Here is an 18,524-nt window from a genome sequence, read left to right on the forward strand (position 1 = left end):
GATATGCGAGGATCGATGGATGATTTTTTATCTTGCTGCGATACAATTCCAACTAAACAACTGATCCATCAGGACCGGCTGCGGCCAACGAGAAGGATAACGGAATGAAAAAAATTGAAGCCATCATCAAGCCATTCAAACTCGATGACGTACGCGAAGCGCTGGCAGACGTCGGGATTACAGGGATGACCGTCTCAGAGGTAAAGGGTTTTGGTCGTCAAAAAGGCCACACTGAACTATATCGTGGTGCCGAATATATGGTGGACTTTCTGCCTAAGGTGAAATTGGAGGTAGTGGTGTCTAACGATGTTGCTGAGCAATGTGTCGATACCATTATTGAGACCGCGCAAACCGGCAAAATTGGTGATGGTAAAATCTTTGTCTTTGACGTTGAGCGTGTGGTGCGTATCCGTACCGGCGAAGAAGACGAAGAAGCGATTTAATTGCACGGGTTAGACCAATACGGCAAGCAATAAAAAGCCAAGCGTAATGCTTGGCTTTATTTTTATTGTAGTTACGGTGTAGATACTGTATTCACGGTGTAGATAGCGTGTGCGCGGTGTAAATATTGTCTACGCGCCAGGATTGGCCGGATGCGCTTGATAGCGTCCCGGTTTGTGGTTCATCGCTAACACTAAATTGAGTACAATCGCACCGGCCACAGACCACATCAGCAGGTTCAGATCGATAAGGAAGAAAGATAACGCGAGAATGGTGCAGTCGATGCCCATTTGTAGCTTTCCTGCCGAGATCCCAAACTTGTCCTGACAATAGAGCACCAGTACGTTAAAACCGCCTAAGCTGGCATTATGGCGGAAAATTATCAACATACCGACGCCCATCAATAGTCCACCAATCACCGCACAGTAGGCGGGGGCCAGCCAAGTGATTTGAAAAAAGTAGGCAATATGATCAGCCATCACCGATACGGTGCCACCGGCAAGTAAACTGCGTAATGCAAATCGCGGACTCATACGAAACCAAGCCATTACATAAAACGGGCAATTGCAAAGAAAATACAAAGTACCGAACGATAGGTCGGTAAATTGGCTGACTAATAACGCCAGGCCTGTGGTACCCCCGGTTAAGAGTCCGGCCTGTTGCAAAAAAAATACTCCCTGGGCGACTAAAAACGCGCCCGAGGCGATAGCAATAATGTCTTCTTTAAAGCTGTGTTGATACTGGCTCACACGGCTTCTCCCTACTTAATTAGCGTGATAAAAACAAAAACGTGTTAGCAACAAAAGCCCCGCCAAAACCCAATAGGCTGGCGGTTAAAAAAGGTTAATGGGCACTGGCGACGAGTGCCTGCGGGTGCGGGCGCGCATTCTATCGCCAGTGAGGCTTGAGAAACAGTCGACAACGTAAATAACCTACGTCTTGATTGTCACTATTATGATACTTCGCTGTAAAGTATTTACAGTAGATAGCAGCACTGCTGCGCCGCGATACAACCCAAAATAGCCAGGTTTTGAATAAAAAAATCATCCCTCAGGCTACCTGATTGAAGGGAATTTTTGTAGAATAACAAACGCAGTCATGGCGGTAACGAAAACGTTTGCGTAAGTAGGTCTAACGTTTGATGTTGCCTTGGCTTAATCGCTTTGATTCGCAGGTGAAAGCGATTAAGCCAGGGCGTGATCTAAAACATCACACCGAGACTAATTGTTGCTAGATGACCTATCGGATCCTAGCGTTCGCTTTATGGGTGATTGCCCGCCAATGTTAAGTCAGGAGAGACCAATGCTAAAGCGTGACATGAATATCGCGGATTATGACCCAGCGCTGTTTGCGGCGATGGAAGAAGAAAGTACGCGTCAAGAAGAACACATTGAGCTGATTGCGTCAGAAAACTACACCAGCCCGCGCGTGATGGAAGCGCAAGGCTCTCAACTGACCAATAAATACGCGGAAGGCTACCCTGGTAAACGGTATTACGGCGGCTGTGAATACGTGGATAAAGCCGAAGCCTTGGCGATTGAGCGTGCCTGTCAACTCTTTGGTTGTGAGTATGCCAATGTTCAGCCGCACTCTGGCTCACAGGCGAATAGCGCGGTCTACATGGCGCTACTAAACCCAGGTGATACGGTACTGGGTATGAGCTTGGCGCATGGTGGTCACTTAACCCATGGTTCGCCAGTTAACTTTTCCGGCAAGCATTATCATGTGATCCCTTACGGTATCGACGAAGCCGGTAAAATCGATTACGAGCAAATGGAGAAGCTTGCACTCGAGCATAAGCCAAAAATGATCATTGGCGGGTTTTCTGCATACTCACAAGTGGTTGATTGGAAACGCATGCGTGAAATTGCAGATAAAGTCGGGGCTTGGTTCTTGGTGGATATGGCACACGTGGCTGGCTTAATTGCCGCTGGTGTTTATCCCGATCCACTGCCTTACGCACATGTGGTCACGACGACGACGCACAAAACCCTTGCAGGTCCGCGTGGTGGTTTGATCTTATCAAACGCCGGTGAAGACATTTATAAAAAGCTCAACTCTGCGGTGTTCCCTGGCGGCCAAGGCGGCCCATTGATGCACGTGATTGCGGGTAAAGCCGTCGCGTTTAAAGAGGCGATGGAGCCAGAGTTCAAAGCCTATCAAGCGCGCGTGATTGATAACGCACGTGCGATGGTGAAAGGGTTCCAAGCTCGCGGTTATAAAATCGTATCGGATTCCACTGACAACCACCTGTTGTTGGTGGATTTAATTGATAAAGACATTACTGGGAAAGAAGCCGATGCCGCGTTAGGTGCCGCTAACATCACAGTAAACAAAAACAGTGTACCGAACGATCCACGTAGCCCGTTTGTCACCTCCGGTATTCGTGTGGGGACGCCAGCGATTACACGTCGTGGCTTTACCGAGCAAGATGCCGAACAACTCGCGCATTGGATGTGTGATGTGCTTGATAACATCAACAATGAGCAAGTGATTGCAGAGACCAAAGAGAAGGTCCAAGCCATCTGCCGTCGTTTGCCGGTATATGCTTAATAAAGCAATACAGATTATCTAAAAAGATGGGCGCCTATGGGCGCCTTTTTTATATTTATCTGAGAACGAAGTCTAGTTGAGACACAAAACCCGTACTCCGTCTCCTTAGAGAGGCTTTTTCATCCTCGCAAATCGGTTACACTAGCAGGACAATATTGAGGAGACGACGCGCATGCACTGTCCATTCTGTGGTGCTACCGACACCAAAGTGATCGATTCTCGACTCGTGGCTGATGGCCATCAAGTTCGCCGTCGTCGCCAGTGTTTGGCGTGCGCTGAGCGATATACGACGTTTGAAACAGCGGAATTAGTCATGCCACGGGTGATCAAAACCAACGGTAATCGAGAGCCCTTTGACGAAGATAAATTGCGGGGCGGTATTCAACGTGCGTTGGAGAAGCGTCCTGTCAGTACGGATGATATCGAAAAGTCGATAAATAGCATTAAGTCGCGTTTGCGAGCGACGGGTGAGCGAGAAATAGGATCAGCCATGGTTGGCAACTTGGTCATGGAAGCACTGAAGGAGCTTGATAAGGTGGCTTATATCCGTTTTGCCTCTGTTTACCATAGCTTTGAAGATATTCGCGAATTTGGTGAAGAGATTGCACGGTTACAAAAATGACAACTAGCCACCAAGATCAAACGATGATGGCGCGCGCATTAGCGCTTGCGGCCCAAGGTCGCTTTACCACCACGCCTAACCCCAATGTCGGCTGTGTGATTGCTCACGGTGATGACATTGTGGGTGAGGGGTTTCACATTGCTCCAGGTGGTCCACACGCCGAAGTTCACGCCTTAAAAGCAGCGGGGGAACGCGCGGTGGGCGCGACGGCTTATGTCACCTTAGAGCCTTGCTCTCATTATGGTCGCACGCCGCCGTGTTGTGATGCGTTGGTTGCCGCCAAGGTCACGCGTGTTGTCTGTGCGATGCAAGACCCTAATCCTAAAGTGGCAGGGCGCGGTCTCGCGCGGTTACAACAAGCCGGTATTGAGGTCGTGGTCGGTGTGATGGCTGAGCAGGCCAAAGCGCTGAATCCTGGTTTTATTAAACGTATGCAAACCCAAATGCCCTATGTTCAGCTCAAACTGGCGGGCAGTCTTGATGGGCGCACCGCCTTGGCAAATGGGCAAAGTAAATGGATCACGGGTGAACCAGCGCGCGCCGATGTGCAGACATTTCGCGCCCAAGCGAGCGCTATTTTATCGACCAGCGCCACGGTATTAGCCGATAACCCCAGCCTAAATATACGTCGTAGCCAGCTTGCAACTGAGATCCTCGACCATTACCCGCAATCAGTACTGCGCCAGCCGACGCGCGTGATCTTGGATAAACATAATAAAACGTCACCTGAAGCGACCGTCTATCAGCTTGAGGGCGAGGTGATCCGAATTGTCGATATGCCAAGTAGTCAGATATGGCCGGATAACGTCCACGAATGGGTCATGCCCGACGCTTCGCTCAGCGCTATCCTTCACGCATTGGCACAACATGATATCGATAAGGTTTGGGTAGAAGCAGGCGCGAGGCTGGCGAATCAGTTATTAACTGAGTCGTTAGTGGATGAGCTGATTGTTTATCAAGCGCCGGTATTGCTGGGGGCAGATAGCCGCCCGCTGATTGCTTTAGACGGGTTGCAACGTATGGATGACGTACCGCGTTTTCATTTTAATCAAGTGACGCCTATCGGTGACGATGTTCGCCTAATCGCAACGCTCTCGGAGCATGCGGTCATCACGCAAGAGTATTAATACGATGTTTACTGGAATTATCGAAGCGGTGGGCCGAATTCAAAAGCTGACTCGCCGTGGCCAAGACATGACCCTCACCATAGAGAGTGGTGCCCTCGACCTCTCGGATGTCAAACTGGGCGACAGCATCGCTACCAATGGGGTGTGTTTAACCGTGGTTGCATTGACCGCAACCGGTTATAGCGCCGATGTGTCGTCAGAAACGCTGGCGCGTTCATCACTCGGGATCTTGTCTGTTGGCGATAACGTCAACCTGGAAAAGGCGATGTTGCCGACTACGCGTTTTGGCGGACACATGGTCTCTGGGCATGTGGATGGCCTAGGGGAAGTGACGTCAGTGAGTCAAACGGGACGTGCATGGGAGTACTGGATTGCATTACCGCCTGAACTTGCCAAGTATGTGGCGTTGAAAGGATCGATAACGGTGGATGGCATTAGCCTGACGGTGAACGACGTCAATGGCAATGCGTTTAAGCTCACTATCGTACCGCATACGGCTGAACAAACGACAATTCAGCACTTTGCTCCGGGGCGTAAGGTGAACATTGAAGTCGATGTCATCGCCCGTTACCTTGAGCGATTGATGCTCGGAGACAAAGCGGCTGAACCGACACAATCAACGGGCGTGAGTCTTGAAACGCTCGCCCGTTCCGGTTTTTTGAAATAAGGAATCCAAGATGGCAATTAGTAGCGCCCAAGAAATCATTGATGATATCCGCCAAGGTAAGATGGTGGTATTGATGGATGACGAAGATCGCGAAAATGAAGGCGACTTGATCATTGCAGCAGAAGCCATTACGCCAGAAGCGATCAATTTTATGGCGACCCACGGGCGTGGTTTGATTTGTTTAACGCTGACTCAACAGCGTTGTTTGCAACTTGGATTGCCCTTGATGGTGTCAGATAACAATGCGCAGTTTTCCACCGCATTTACGGTATCAATTGAAGCGGCCGAAGGCGTGACCACTGGCATTTCGGCGGCCGACCGCGCGCGCACCGTGCAAGCGGCGGTGGCGTCAGATGCCAAAGCCGCCGACTTAGTACAGCCTGGGCATGTTTTTCCGCTCATGGCGCAAGAGGGCGGTGTACTGACTCGCGCAGGTCATACAGAGGCGGGCTGTGATCTGGCGCGCCTAGGCGGTTTTAGCCCTTCCTCGGTGATTGTTGAGATCTTAAATGAAGACGGCACCATGGCGCGTCGTCCTGACTTAGAAGTGTTTTGTGACAAGCATGGTATTAAACTTGGCACCATTGCCGATCTGATTGAGTATCGTAATTTAAACGAAACGACCATCGAGCGAGTTGCCGCCTGTACCCTGCCGACCGAATTTGGTGAGTTTGATCTGGTGACCTACCGGGATACCATTGATAACCAAATTCATTACGCGATGCGTAAAGGCGAGATTAGCACCGATCCGACATTGGTAAGGGTTCATCTGCAAGATACGTTTACCGATTTACTTCGCTCCGACCGTACTGCTGAGCGCAGCTGGGGGCTGACTCGTGCGATGAAGCGCATCAGTGAAGAAGGCGGTGTGTTGGTTATTTTGGGGAAAGAAGAGACGCCTGATTCCATTATCAGTCAAGTCAAAGCGTTTGAAGCGCAAGATAAAGGTGAGAAACCAGCAGGTGCCAAATGGCAGGGCACGTCACGCCGAGTCGGAATTGGATCACAAATATTAGCCAATCTGGGCGTGAAACAAATGCGTTTGCTCTCTTCATCGACAAAGCGTTATCACGCCCTGTCAGGCTTTGGCCTGAACGTGGTTGAATACGTGACCGAATAAATACTGAGAGAAGCGATGAGGCTCGGGCGCGTTTCCCAAGACACTGAGCATGGTGTCAATGGTAAAAAGTATGCTAGAATCGCGCGGTTTCTCATTCCGGAAAGCAAGTCACAGGAAGGCTCATGAACGTAATCGAAGGTGCATTTGCCGCGCCCAATGCGCAGGTTGCTATTGTTATCTCTCGCTTTAATAGCTTTATTAATGAGAGTTTGCTAGATGGTGCGGTTGACGCACTGAAGCGCCAAGGCCAAGTCAACGACGATAATATTACCGTGGTCCGTTGTCCCGGTGCTTACGAGTTGCCTGTGGTGACCCAAAAGTTGGCGAAAAGCGGTCGTTATGATGCGATTGTCGCGCTAGGCTCAGTGATCCGCGGCGGCACACCGCATTTTGACTATGTTGCCGGAGAATGTAACAAAGGGTTGGCACAAGTAGCGCTGGAGTATGAAACCCCAGTTGCTTTTGGTGTGCTGACGGTAGACACCATTGAGCAAGCGATCGAACGCGCAGGTACCAAGGCTGGTAATAAAGGGGCAGAGGCTGCACTGAGCGCGCTTGAAATGGTGAATGTTCTGTCCCAGATTGAATCCTAATGGGGGTTAAAGTGAAACCAGCCGCACGGCGTAATGCTCGCCAATTTGCATTGCAAGCCATTTACACATGGCAAATCGCAAAAGGGAATGTCGCTGATATTGAAGCGCAGTTTTTGGCCGCAGATAAATACGAAGAAGAAGATGAGCACCAGAAAACAGAGCCACTTCTTCGCGATCCGGAAACAGATGTTGCGTATTTTCGTACGCTGTTCAGTGGTGTTGCGCTCAGCCATCAAGAGCTTGATAGCAAGATGCGTCCGTATTTGTCTCGTCCATTACAGGATCTTGACGACATGGAGCACGCCTTATTGCGCCTTGCGATGTATGAGCTAATCAAATGCGATGATGTCCCTTATAAAGTGGTCATCAATGAAGCCATTGAGTTGGCTAAACGCTTTGGTGCGGAAGACAGCCATAAATTTGTTAATGGTGTCTTGGATAAAGCGTATCCTCGGTTACGTTAATCCCTCCTTACTAGGCCAGCCATGCTGGCCTTTTTATTGATCTAATCCGATAAATAGTTTTTATGACGCGCAACGAATTTGATTTGATTCGCGATTATTTCGCACGTCAACCGGTTAACCGTCGAGATGTCGCCTTAGGCATTGGCGATGATTGTGCGATCACTGAGGTGCCAGACGGCTGCCAACTCGTGGTCACCACAGATACGTTAGTCGAGGGCACGCATTTTCTTCCTTCCGCCAAGGCATCCGACGTTGCTCACAAAGCCTTAGCCTCTAACTTAAGTGATCTTGCCGCAATGGGTGCGATGCCCGCTTGGTGCTCGCTCGCTCTAACCTTGCCCGATTCTGATGAAGCCTGGGTGGCCGGTTTTTGTCAGGGGTTTTCTGCTTTGGCTGAACACTTTCAGGTTCAGTTAATCGGGGGCGATACCACGCGAGGTCCAAGAAGCATTACCATGACGTTGCATGGCCACGTGCCTAAAGGGCAGGCACTGACGCGTTCAGGCGCCAAACCTGGCGACTGGATCTATGTCACGGGATCGCTAGGTGAAAGTCAGGCAGGGCTTGCTTATGTGCTTGGCAAACCCATCGTTGATGAGGCGCGTGCTAATCGCTTGATTAACCATCATTATCGCGCTCAACCGCGCGTAGCTGCCGGGCAGGCACTGCGGGGCATTGCTTCGGCTGCTATCGATATCTCTGATGGTTTGTATGCAGATTTAACCCATATTCTCCAAGCCAGTGATGTCGGGGCGCAAATTGAGGTCACACGGCTGCCGATTTCTGAACGTTTACTCGCAGAGGTTGATAGCGAAACAGCCGCACAAAAAATGGCCCTGACGAGTGGCGAGGAATATGAACTTTGCTTTACTGTCCCAGAAATGCATCGTGGCACACTTGATACAGCATTAAAACACAGTGGCACTAAGGTGCAGCGTATTGGTCAAATTAATGGCCACCGTGCGCTTGAGTTAGTTTCACAAGGTCAGCCACTTGATTGGACGCTGACAGGTTGGGATCATTTTAAGGAGTCAGATTATGACGGATCCTAAACACCGTTTATCGTTGTTTAATCCTATCCACTTATTGGCGCTCGGGTTTGGCGGTGGCTTATCGCCAATAATGCCCGGCACAGTCGGTACGTTAGTTGCGATTCCGTTTTATTGGGCGCTGGTCACTTTTGGTGGGGTTGTTGGGCTTTGGATCGCCATTATTGTTGGCGGCATCGCAGGGATTGCGATCTGTGGGCGTGCGTCTAAAGACATGCAAGTCCATGATCATGGTGCGATTGTTTGGGATGAGTTTGTTGGCTTCTGGTTGACGATGGCGCTTGTCCCCACAACAGATTGGGAAACGGTATTGGCTGGCTTTATTTTATTCCGCCTTTTCGATATGGCAAAGCCTTGGCCAATTAGCTGGTTAGACAAACATGTTCATGGCGGTATCGGCATCATGGTAGATGATATTCTCGCCGGGGTGATGGCGATGCTAAGCTTGTGGCTCTTGACGATCTACATGCCTACGCTTTTTTAGCATGACTCATTGAGCATTCATCATGCAGTAAGGATGGCGCTCCCACAGGGACTCGAACCCCGATCGATCGCTTAGGAGGCGACTGCTCTATCCTGTTGAGCTATGAGAGCGTGCAACCATTATACGTAAAAACAGGCGCGATTTAAGCGCCTGTTTTCGTTTAGTTAAGCCCTTTGGTTACTATGTCGCCAATTTGAATGCTGCCGGTTAAGGTTTGAGGCTGAATAACGGCTTCAGCACTACTCTCATACACGCGAGCAACGGTCAGGGTGATACCGCTTTTTCGGCGCTGAGTGCGTACAATCCCTAAATCATCAGTGAAAGAAGCGACATGCCATAGGTTTAATTGATCACCTTGCTGCACACCATTCACACGGCCTACATTAATTTGCGCAATATTGTCTTTTAATGACACTATTTTAGGCTTACTGGCACGGCAAGCTAATGAAGACTCGAGATCCAACAAAATATTTCGGCTCATCCGGCGCGCCATCTGCCCATAGGGTGATTGCCAAAACCGTGCCGTTTGCGTATCGACTTGGCTGTGTCGCTCAAACGGCCATTGCGCGATATCACGATAGCGACGTTGGAAGATCACTTCCCCGCTCTCACTGTCCATCGCTTGTACATTGACCGCTAATTGTCGATTATTTTTAGCGTTGCCGAAGTCACTATCATCCGTGGTGGCAGATAAGTCGGTGATCGCACCTGTCACAACAAACTGCGCGTCTTTGTCTTCCGCCAGCATGGTAATCGCGTTTGGCATATTGGGTGATACATCAACATTGGCGATCCCGCGTCCCACAAAACTTTGTGCATGCTGTTTAACTTCACGGCTCAATAGCACTGAAAAGTCATCACCGAATTGATAGATCCCACCTAACGCTGCCTGCTGTGGCGACATAATGGGGAAACGGGTTAACACTATGCCTTTTTTATACTGGGTTTTGTGGCAAGCGTTTGCCGAGGGGTAGATATCTAGCCGCAGGTTAACCACATAATTGCCACCTTGCGTGCCTTCCTCCAGCACTTGCACCTCGCGTACCGCGTTACCGCTAAAGAGATAGTCAGGTTTTACTTGTGTATAAAAACGTTTGAGCTGCTGAAGGCTCCCCACATCGGCACCCGCAAAACGAATGGCGTCAAAAGTTGCCGCTTCGAGTGCGCGCACGCGCGCCGCTTGCTGGCTTTCGAGTATCGGGGAACTGGCGGATACCTCATACCAGGCAGCTTGCGTGAACGGAGTGACAACAAAGCTAACAACCAGTGTTAACCGCGCCAAAAGGGTTTTCATAGTCAAGATCTCACTTAGTGGGTACGGAAATTGCTTTAACTTCATTAACGCGTAGGGTAACGGCCTACCAATAAGATGACGCAAAGACGCTGATGCAAGTTGTGTTCCTAAATGAGAATGAGCAATCTAAGGTAAAGGTTTGACGACATAGACCGATACACTAGATAACACACTTGTCTCACATCGATGACTGAGCGCGGAGCATGATACGATGAAAAAGTGGATAGTGGCGATAGTAGCGCTATTGGTAACGGGTTGTGCTTATACGCCTATTTATAACGGTAAAGAGCCGTATTCAGGCAGTGAGTTTTTTCTTAAGCAGCGACCACGCCACACACTCGACTATTTTTTAAATAGCATGGCGGATGAACTTTTAGCGACCAACGCTTATTTGACGGCACGCACACCGCTGGCCGTGACTTCGTTTGTCGATCTGCAAGATATGGGCGAAACAAACTGGTTAGGAAACACTGTCACCGAAGGATTAATTTACCAGATGCAAAGCCGTGGTTTTACGGTGGTAGACTTTAAGTCAACGGGCGCTATTCGGGTCACAGAAGAAGGTGATTTCACGATCAGCCGTGACTGGAAGGAGCTCGATCCTGAGCAGCAAATTGACTATGTATTAACAGGCACCATGCTGCGTCAAGGCGGTGGGGTGCTCGTCAATGCGCGTGTCATCGGTATGGAGTCGCGCGTGGTTGTCGCTTCAGCGCAAGGATTTTTACCCGCAGACCGGATTGGCCGTGATATCGATAGCTTGTACAAGGTGCGTAAACGTGATGGTGTAATCATTCGCGACGATCAAAACCGCATGAAACGTGAAACCGTCGTACTAAAGCCTTAGCACAGGAAAAAAGTAAGGTAGATAAATGTTTAAAAGACATGGATTACTTTTCGCCGCATTATTGATGCTCTCTGCATGTCAGCCTCTTACCAGAATGAAAGAAGAAAGCATCATTTCGGCGGTTGGCATGGCCTCGATCAGCGCCCAACAAGGTGCGACCCAAGAAGACAAAGAAACACGGGCGATGCGCGCGTCTAAAGTGGACGCCTACAAAGAGTTGAGCGAGCAAGTTTATGGATTGCGGATAAGCAGCCGTGCGAGCGTTGACGATCAAAGTTTAGGTCGTGACAGCACGCAAGGCGCCGTCGATGGCATTATTCGCGGCGCCGAAGTGGTGGCGAGTTACAAAGTTGGTGATAGTTACGTCACAGAGCTCGAACTGAACCTAGATACAATGCAAAAAATGAAACGCTATGGTGAGTCACAGCAGGTGCCAACCAACAACTCTATTATCTTCTAATGGCGTTGTCTGATTTTCTAATAATATGTGCGTGAACCACGACAATAAGGCGGGCCAGGTGCTCGCTTTTTTAGTTGGCAGTTGGCTGATTGATTGTGATTAAAAACGACCGTTGCTTAATCAGTTTTTCGCGTTGGGATGGTTGAAGCTTTAATCGATGACAAATATTTGACGCGCAGGCTTAGAGAGGGGGCGAGGGGAAGATGGACAGCGCTTTTTAGGCTTTGATGTTAGTGCCGAGTGTTTTTCTCCCTGATGCATTGCCGTCCTGGTTGTAAGTCAGCTCTGATTTACCACCGCTTTCTTGGAACAAGTTGCGCAGGCGATGAATGCTTAAGCTAGCGCGTTGTAATGCAACGCCGTTGGTTTCGTTTTGCTGTTTACAGGTGGACAAACACGTTTGGATCGCGCTGATGTGTTCACGCATGGCTTCGTCATGATGGAGTGAATCACGTTCAGAGTGACGACTGATTTGCGCATCATTTCGCTGGATTTCATTGATTAACGCCTGTTTTTCTTTCGCGATGGCTTCAATATCATCCGATACACGGCTCGCGATGATACTGGCTTCTTGTTCAAGGATCGTTTGCAGCGCTTGAACACACTCACGCTGTTGCTCGACAAGCGTCATTAAAGGCGCAGTAGGACTCATAACCACTCCGTCAGCTTAGCTTTCGTTTAGATCATTCTCAAAGCGCATCATGTTGGCAGCCAGCTTGTCAGCATCCACTCTGTACGAACCGTTAGCAATCGCTTGCTTGATTTGCTCAACCTTCACACTATCAAAGTGGGGCTCGGCGGCCATTTCTTGATTCATTTTGTCGATCTTTTGGCTTTGTTGGCTTAATGAAACAGCATCGTCTTGAGATTTCACTCCCTGCTGCTCACGGACCGCGCCACCTTGTGTCTCTTGTGTTTTGGTCTGGTTACTGGTGTTTCGTGTGTTGGTCAGCGCTTGCTGGTTACCACGTAGTTGATCAATACTCGCCATAACATTGCCTTACTGTCAGTCGCTTTTGAGTCCGTCGCTCAGCATATCGGCACATTTTGCAGTTACTTTAGCATTGAGACGTAAAAAGTCAGAAATTAACCGTTACTTCGCCGACCGCTGAGATTGTAGCATCGACGAGACGTTTAGATTTGTTGTTCTTGACTTTTATTTGCTCACCTAGCGCTCCATCACTTAATGCCGTGCCTTTTGCAACAATATTGAGTCCTTTTCCTTGTGCAGTAATTAAAACGTCATCATTTCGACACACCGCACAGACATCACTACTGCTGATCGGTTCGCCCATCCCCACCGTCCGTTTGACTTTGGAACCAATCAAGCGGGCGGGCCGAGTATAGGTTCTACCGCGTTGAAACCGACTATTTACCATTTGAATGGCAAGATCATTTGAAGCAATAGTCATGCCACGATTAAGAGGCCGCTTCGCTACGACCGAGGGTGTCATCAGCTCAATCTTAACCGGAATGTACACTTGCCAGTTGTCTTGAACACAAGACACCATCACAGTAACCGACGTATTAAGCTGCTGTCGTCCAGGCACATCGGTATCCAAAGGAACAGGGCAGTCTGTGAGACGCATGCGAGAATCCAGATTACCTGCTGTAATATTGATTTTGCCGTTTTTGGGCACAGAAATGATGTCTGCAACATGTTTTTCTGCTGCATCTTGTACCGCTTCAATTTGACTTACTGTTGCAGCGGCTATACTAAAGCTAAAGCTTGCGAGCAAAGTGACGCTAAATAAGCGTAATATCTTGGACATAGTTCCAAACCATCGGTAGCGGACAAAGAAGAAATTTCCCTTCTTTCTCGAGAGTCATGTGATTACCCACTATGATTGCCATGCTACTCTATAAAAAAAATGGGGCAATATGGAGTTTATCTTATGACAGGTGGTGTTCTTGATTCGGTCAACCAACGTACGCAGTTGGTGGGGCAAAACCGCTTAGAGTTGTTGACTTTCCGCCTGATGAGAAACCAACGCTTTGGCATTAATGTCTTTAAAGTCAAAGAGGTCTTGCAGTGTCCGCGATTGACGGCGATGGCGAATTTGCATCCTCTTGTCAAAGGCGTGGCCCATATTCGAGGTCAAACGATCTCTGTCATTGATATGAGCCTTGCAACGGGTGGGCCAGCTATTCCCGATCCTGAAAATCGATTTGTGATCATTTCAGAGTTCAACCGAACCATGCAAGGATTTTTGGTGGGTTCTGTCGAGCGCATTGTTAATATGAATTGGGAAAAAATACTGCCCCCGCCACAGGGAACGGGCCGCTCGCATTATCTGACAGCCGTCACTGAAATCGATAATGAGCTGGTTGAAGTGCTTGATGTCGAAAAAATCCTCAACGAAATCGCCCCAGTGAATGAGGCAGTCAGTGAAGAAGTCTTGTCAAAACGTGAAGAGCGAGAGGAAAGCGCGCCTAGTCAAGTTTTGGTAGCGGATGATTCCAGTGTCGCGCGTCGACAAGTGAAACGTGCTGTAGAAAGTGTCGGCTATGACGTTATCCTCGTGCAAGATGGCAAAGAAGCGCTCGATAAGCTGAAAGAAATGGCTGCAGAGGGGAGTATCTATAGCCAGTTGGCCTTGGTGATATCCGATATCGAAATGCCTGAAATGGATGGGTACACGCTCACAACTGAGATTAGAAAAGATTCGAGTCTTAAAGATCTTCATGTAGTATTGCATTCATCACTAAGTGGGGTTTTTAACGAGGCGATGGTTCAGCGCGTCGGAGCCAACTCGTTTATCGCTAAGTTCGATCCAGATGAGCTGGGATCTACCGTCCTTGAAGCGGTTAAGTCGTAACGTAACCAGAGCGATTGAGTGAATTAATGACAAATGTAGCAATCAGTGATCAAGAATATCGGGACTTCTGTAAGCACCTCGAGTCCAAGTGTGGGATCGTACTCGGAGGCAGTAAACAGTATCTGGTGCGTAGCCGACTGAGCCCACTTGTGAATAAATTTGGCTTGGCGTCACTGTCTGAGCTGGTTAAGTCGGTCATCGCTGGACGAAATCGTGAATTAGCTGTCGCGACCATTGATGCGATGACGACCAACGAGACGCTATGGTTTCGTGATACCTATCCGTATGAAGTCTTGGCACACCGTTTACTTCCAGAGCTGGCGAAAGCACGTAAACCAATCAAAATTTGGTCGTCAGCCAGTTCATCGGGGCAAGAGCCTTATTCGATTGCCATGACGGTCGCAGAAACACAGCAGCGAAAACCTGGGATGCTGAGCAGTGTCAGTATTACCGCGACAGATATTTCCACGTCGATGTTAGAGGCGTGTCGGCAGGGCATCTACGACAACTTAGCGTTGGGCCGCGGTTTATCTCCAGAGCGTCGCCGCACTTTTTTTGAAGATGTGGGTGACGGCAAAATGCGGATCAAAGACAATATCAAGCGAATGGTGACTTTCCGTCCGCAAAACCTGATGGAAAGCTACAGTTTGCTGGGCAAGTTCGACATTATTTTCTGTCGTAATGTCTTGATTTACTTTTCTCCGGACATGAAAGCCAAGGTGCTTAATCAAATGGCAGGGGCGCTCAACCCCGGTGGGTATCTTATTCTCGGGGCGTCGGAGTCACTCACTGGTCTAACCGATAAATTTGAGATGATCCGTTGTAATCCAGGCATCATCTACAAGTTAAAATAGCATTTTAAAAAGCGGCACAGTGTTTGCCGCTTTTTTGTTTAACACCTGCCTCCTCACTGCATTATGTCGAAGTATGAGTGCTTCGAACCCGCGTCCTACCTAGTGCTCACTTTAAAAAACAGCGCTAAATCGAAACTTGGCACTTTGTTTGCTTTATTACTATTCAGTAAGAATTCGGAGGTTGTCCATGGCGATTACATTTGACAATGCATTGGGTGTGCACCAGCACACCGTTGGCGTAAGAGGAAAGCGGGCAGAGACCTTGTCTAGCAATATCGCTAATGCCAACACGCCAGGCTACAAAGCGCAAGATATTGACTTTCAACGCGCGCTCAAGGCGGCAAGCTCCGAGGCAAGTATTGGCCTAAGTCGCACAAATGAGCGGCACATCGCTGCCTCTAGCCGGGTGACTGGAGAGAAAAAGTACCGTGTCCCATCACAGCCGGATACGGGCGATGGTAATACGGTTGATGCGCAGCTAGAAAAGAATTTGTTCATGCAGAACGCACTGGAATACCAGGCCTCACTCGATTTTCTTGGCTCTAAGTTCAAGAATATGAAGAAGGCATTGAATGGGAAATAATCGATGAGTTTGTTTAATATTTTTAACGTGTCGGGATCGGCCATGAGCGCCGAATCAGTACGATTGAACACCACATCAAGCAACCTGGCCAATGCCAATTCGGTGAGTAGCTCTGCTGAAGAGACATACCGAGCACGGCATCCGATTTTCTCTGCGGAGCTTAATCGCTTTAAGCAGCAGGGCGAAAGTGTGCCGGTCAACATTGATGGTATTGTCGAGAGCCAGAAACCATTACGCGCGGAATATAACCCCAACCATCCGATGTCGAATGACGAAGGGTATATTTTTAAACCGAACGTGAATGTGATGGAAGAGATGGCGAACATGATTTCTGCGTCGCGATCTTACCAAACCAATGTTCAGGTAGCCGATGCGAGTAAACAAATGCTGATGCGTACGCTTCAGATGGGTCAGTAATGTAGGAGGCGAAGATGGCCGGAATTGACGGTACAGGTTCAAGTAACGGACTGTCCTACATTGACCAGCTAAAGGCGCAGCAAGAGAAAAAACTGCAAGAGAGGCAAGACTCGACCACGGGTAAGCAAGCACTCGAACAGGAAGACTTTCTCAAATTGCTCACCAAGCAGCTGTCACAGCAGGATCCGTCCAAACCTGTCGATAACGACAAGATGATCTCACAGATGGCGTCGTTTGCCACGGTAGAGGGCATCGGCAAAATGAACAAGCAGTTTGATACGTTCAATGAGTCGATTACGTCCAACCAGGCATTACAAGCGTCATCGTTAGTAGGGCGTGACGTGCTAGTTCCCGGCTCCACCGGTGTGAAAGGTGAAACGGGCGGTGTCGCGGGCATGGTGAAGCTGCCTCAAGCGCTAGATAATGTCAGTGTTCGAATTGAGAATGAACAAGGACAACTATTGAGAACGTTCAGTATGGGTGCCAAACCACCAGGTGATCATCGCGTCGAATGGGATGGGATGGATGACAACGGCAATCCTATGCCGGAGGGCACTTACAAGCTCAAGGTGAGTGGCATGGTTGATGGACAGACACAAGAGTTTGATGTGTCCACCTATGCCAATGTGAACAGTGTTTTGTTGGGGAATGGTGGTGGCAATGTGATGTTAAATATTGCTGGTTTTTCCTCACCGATGAAACTGGCTGAAGTGCTAGAGGTCGGTAACGCCGACGTCGGTAATGTGACGAAAGGCTGACCGATTTATTAGGAGTGAAAAGCAATGGGTTTTAATATTGCGTTAAGTGGCCTTGGTGCGGCCCAGAAAGACATGAACACCACCAGTAACAACATTTCTAATGCCAATACCTATGGCTTTAAGGAATCTCGCGCAGAGTTTGGTGATGTGTATTCGACGTCGATCTTCTCAAACTCGAAGACTACCAACGGCACAGGTGTTCAAACATCGACCGTGGCGCAGCAATTCCACGAAGGCTCGAGTATTTATACCAATAATCCGCTCGATTTGCGGATTAGCGGCAATGGCTTCTTCGGTGTGTCAAATGACAAACTGCAAAACAATGATTACCATTTAACCCGCAACGGTGCTTTCCACCTTGATAAAAATAACGACATTATCAATTCCGAAGGTCAGTACTTGCTTGGTTACAATGTCGATCCTGATACCCAGCAGGTCTCTTCTTATGAGCCTCAGTCTCTTAATGTACCGGATCAGTTTGGTCAGCCTCGTGCGTCACAAAATGTTGATATTGGTTTGAACTTACCAGCCGGCGGTGCACCAAAAGATCCGAATCAGTTTAATTTTGAAGATCCTGAAACCTACAACAAGCAAACCTCTGCAACGGTTTATGATTCGCTTGGTCAGCCGTATAAGTTGTCGACGTATTATGTGAAAGGTAACGATCCGGCCAATCCCAATAGCTGGTCTGTGTATTACACCATGACGGATCCTGAAGGTGAAAAGCCGGTGAATATCCAAGGTGGCAATTCAACTAATGCCACTGGACAGGTTGGTCACACCATCGACTTTAACTCAGATGGTTCAGTGAACAATATTAATGGCGGTAATCCGATCGTGACCGATGCCTTGGGCCCAACAGGCGCTGGATTAGAGATGAACGGTGCCAACGGTGATCAACAGCTCACGCTCAACTTTGATAACCCGACTCAGTATGCCGCGCCGTTTGAGATGCGCAAATTTTCTGATGATGGGGCGACGACAGGCTATTTGACCAAGGTCGATATTGATCCGAAAGGGACCATTATGGCGACCTACAGTAATGGTGAAAACGTCGCATTAGGCCGGGTTGGCATGGTGCGTGTTGCCAACCAGCAAGGCTTAGCACAGGTTGGTAACACCCAATGGGATATCACCAAAGACTCGGGCGATCCCATTTTTGGTGAGGCGATGCAAGGCGCATTTGGTCAAGTGAAAAGCGGGACCATTGAGCAATCTAATATCGATATGACACAAGAGTTGGTCGATTTGATCACCGCGCAACGTAATTTCCAAGCGAACTCGCGAGCGCTGGAAGTGAGTAACCAGATGCAACAGAATATCTTGCAAATCCGTTAAGCACGCTTTTATTGCCGCCTGCCCATCAGGCGGC

General features: G+C 48.9%; 23 protein-coding genes and 1 tRNA gene. 18 read left to right on the plus strand and 6 right to left on the minus strand.

All coding sequences use genetic code 11. The annotated features are described in order from the left end of the window. Positions 1–104 precede the first annotated feature (104 nt). Positions 105–443, plus strand: coding sequence for a nitrogen regulatory protein P-II (gene glnB, locus BZG77_RS03830; protein ID WP_021023014.1), 339 nt, complete (start codon positions 105–107; stop codon positions 441–443). A gap of 129 nt (positions 444–572) precedes the next feature. Here the strand turns inward: glnB and BZG77_RS03835 are convergent, their stop codons facing one another. Next, positions 573–1,190, minus strand: a complete 618-nt coding sequence (locus BZG77_RS03835; protein ID WP_077646262.1) for a YitT family protein — start codon at positions 1,188–1,190, stop codon at positions 573–575. A 553-nt stretch (positions 1,191–1,743) separates the two neighbouring features. Here BZG77_RS03835 and glyA point away from each other — a divergent pair. The 9 genes from glyA to BZG77_RS03880 all read left to right on the plus strand — a co-directional run bounded on the left by glyA (position 1,744) and on the right by BZG77_RS03880 (position 9,120). Next, on the plus strand, positions 1,744–2,994 hold the full coding sequence (glyA, locus tag BZG77_RS03840; RefSeq protein ID WP_077646263.1) for a serine hydroxymethyltransferase: 1,251 nt from the start codon (positions 1,744–1,746) through the stop codon (positions 2,992–2,994). Positions 2,995–3,166: 172 nt separating this feature from the next. Next, the gene (gene nrdR, locus BZG77_RS03845; RefSeq protein ID WP_021023017.1) at positions 3,167–3,616 is read left to right on the plus strand and encodes a transcriptional regulator NrdR; all 450 of its coding nucleotides are present in this window, start codon (positions 3,167–3,169) and stop codon (positions 3,614–3,616) included. Then, on the plus strand, positions 3,613–4,743 hold the full coding sequence (gene ribD, locus BZG77_RS03850; protein ID WP_077646264.1) for a bifunctional diaminohydroxyphosphoribosylaminopyrimidine deaminase/5-amino-6-(5-phosphoribosylamino)uracil reductase RibD: 1,131 nt from the start codon (positions 3,613–3,615) through the stop codon (positions 4,741–4,743). Before nrdR ends, ribD begins: the two co-directional genes overlap by 4 nt. Before the next feature lie 4 nt (positions 4,744–4,747). Beyond that, the gene (locus BZG77_RS03855; RefSeq protein WP_077646265.1) at positions 4,748–5,410 is read left to right on the plus strand and encodes a riboflavin synthase; all 663 of its coding nucleotides are present in this window, start codon (positions 4,748–4,750) and stop codon (positions 5,408–5,410) included. A 10-nt stretch (positions 5,411–5,420) separates the two neighbouring features. Then, a complete protein-coding gene (ribBA, locus tag BZG77_RS03860) occupies positions 5,421–6,530 on the plus strand; it encodes a bifunctional 3,4-dihydroxy-2-butanone-4-phosphate synthase/GTP cyclohydrolase II (protein ID WP_077646266.1) in 1,110 nt (369 codons plus the stop codon). 122 nt (positions 6,531–6,652) lie between these two features. Next, positions 6,653–7,123, plus strand: coding sequence for a 6,7-dimethyl-8-ribityllumazine synthase (gene ribH, locus BZG77_RS03865; RefSeq protein ID WP_021023021.1), 471 nt, complete (start codon positions 6,653–6,655; stop codon positions 7,121–7,123). After that, on the plus strand, positions 7,123–7,587 hold the full coding sequence (gene nusB / locus BZG77_RS03870) for a transcription antitermination factor NusB (RefSeq protein WP_021023022.1): 465 nt from the start codon (positions 7,123–7,125) through the stop codon (positions 7,585–7,587). Before ribH ends, nusB begins: the two co-directional genes overlap by 1 nt. Positions 7,588–7,649: 62 nt before the next feature. Beyond that, positions 7,650–8,639, plus strand: a complete 990-nt coding sequence (thiL, locus tag BZG77_RS03875) for a thiamine-phosphate kinase (protein WP_077646267.1) — start codon at positions 7,650–7,652, stop codon at positions 8,637–8,639. Next, complete coding sequence (locus tag BZG77_RS03880) at positions 8,626–9,120, plus strand: phosphatidylglycerophosphatase A (protein ID WP_077646268.1); 495 nt, start codon at positions 8,626–8,628, stop codon at positions 9,118–9,120. Before thiL ends, BZG77_RS03880 begins: the two co-directional genes overlap by 14 nt. A gap of 34 nt (positions 9,121–9,154) precedes the next feature. On the opposite strand, the gene BZG77_RS03885 is transcribed toward BZG77_RS03880, so the two are convergent. Continuing rightward, positions 9,155–9,230 (minus strand) — tRNA-Arg (locus BZG77_RS03885). A 50-nt stretch (positions 9,231–9,280) separates the two neighbouring features. Next, positions 9,281–10,414 carry a flagella assembly protein FlgT gene (locus tag BZG77_RS03890; protein WP_077646269.1) on the minus strand — a complete coding sequence of 378 codons (1,134 nt, stop codon included), beginning with the start codon at positions 10,412–10,414 and terminating at the stop codon, positions 9,281–9,283. 211 nt (positions 10,415–10,625) lie between these two features. Between BZG77_RS03890 and BZG77_RS03895 the strand changes: the two genes are divergently transcribed. Beyond that, positions 10,626–11,261 carry a FlgO family outer membrane protein gene (locus BZG77_RS03895; RefSeq protein ID WP_077646270.1) on the plus strand — a complete coding sequence of 212 codons (636 nt, stop codon included), beginning with the start codon at positions 10,626–10,628 and terminating at the stop codon, positions 11,259–11,261. 25 nt (positions 11,262–11,286) lie between these two features. Then, on the plus strand, positions 11,287–11,721 hold the full coding sequence (locus tag BZG77_RS03900) for an LPP20 family lipoprotein (RefSeq protein WP_077646271.1): 435 nt from the start codon (positions 11,287–11,289) through the stop codon (positions 11,719–11,721). Between the two features lie 217 nt (positions 11,722–11,938). Here BZG77_RS03900 and BZG77_RS03905 read toward each other — a convergent pair whose 3' ends face one another. The 3 genes from BZG77_RS03905 to flgA all read right to left on the minus strand — a co-directional run bounded on the left by BZG77_RS03905 (position 11,939) and on the right by flgA (position 13,493). Continuing rightward, on the minus strand, positions 11,939–12,373 hold the full coding sequence (locus BZG77_RS03905) for a flagella synthesis protein FlgN (protein ID WP_077646272.1): 435 nt from the start codon (positions 12,371–12,373) through the stop codon (positions 11,939–11,941). Between the two features lie 15 nt (positions 12,374–12,388). After that, complete coding sequence (gene flgM / locus BZG77_RS03910) at positions 12,389–12,712, minus strand: flagellar biosynthesis anti-sigma factor FlgM (protein WP_077646273.1); 324 nt, start codon at positions 12,710–12,712, stop codon at positions 12,389–12,391. 88 nt (positions 12,713–12,800) lie between these two features. Then, positions 12,801–13,493, minus strand: a complete 693-nt coding sequence (flgA, locus tag BZG77_RS03915; protein WP_077646274.1) for a flagellar basal body P-ring formation chaperone FlgA — start codon at positions 13,491–13,493, stop codon at positions 12,801–12,803. Between the two features lie 123 nt (positions 13,494–13,616). Between flgA and BZG77_RS03920 the strand changes: the two genes are divergently transcribed. From BZG77_RS03920 to flgE, 6 genes are all read left to right on the plus strand, one after another. Then, the gene (locus tag BZG77_RS03920) at positions 13,617–14,540 is read left to right on the plus strand and encodes a chemotaxis protein CheV (RefSeq protein WP_077646275.1); all 924 of its coding nucleotides are present in this window, start codon (positions 13,617–13,619) and stop codon (positions 14,538–14,540) included. Positions 14,541–14,566: 26 nt separating this feature from the next. After that, positions 14,567–15,394 (plus strand): CheR family methyltransferase, encoded by an 828-nt coding sequence (locus tag BZG77_RS03925; protein ID WP_077646276.1) that lies wholly within the window; start codon positions 14,567–14,569, stop codon positions 15,392–15,394. 187 nt (positions 15,395–15,581) lie between these two features. Continuing rightward, positions 15,582–15,977, plus strand: a complete 396-nt coding sequence (gene flgB, locus BZG77_RS03930; protein WP_021023033.1) for a flagellar basal body rod protein FlgB — start codon at positions 15,582–15,584, stop codon at positions 15,975–15,977. A 3-nt stretch (positions 15,978–15,980) separates the two neighbouring features. Then, positions 15,981–16,394: a flagellar basal body rod protein FlgC gene (gene flgC, locus BZG77_RS03935; protein WP_021023034.1), complete on the plus strand. Its 414-nt coding sequence runs from the start codon at positions 15,981–15,983 to the stop codon at positions 16,392–16,394. A 14-nt stretch (positions 16,395–16,408) separates the two neighbouring features. Beyond that, positions 16,409–17,152: a flagellar hook assembly protein FlgD gene (gene flgD, locus BZG77_RS03940; RefSeq protein WP_077646277.1), complete on the plus strand. Its 744-nt coding sequence runs from the start codon at positions 16,409–16,411 to the stop codon at positions 17,150–17,152. Positions 17,153–17,176: 24 nt separating this feature from the next. Next, a complete protein-coding gene (gene flgE / locus BZG77_RS03945) occupies positions 17,177–18,490 on the plus strand; it encodes a flagellar hook protein FlgE (RefSeq protein ID WP_077646278.1) in 1,314 nt (437 codons plus the stop codon). Positions 18,491–18,524: the final 34 nt, after the last annotated feature.

Source organism: Salinivibrio sp. IB643 (genome assembly GCF_001996105.1).
GTDB lineage: Bacteria > Pseudomonadota > Gammaproteobacteria > Enterobacterales > Vibrionaceae > Salinivibrio > Salinivibrio costicola.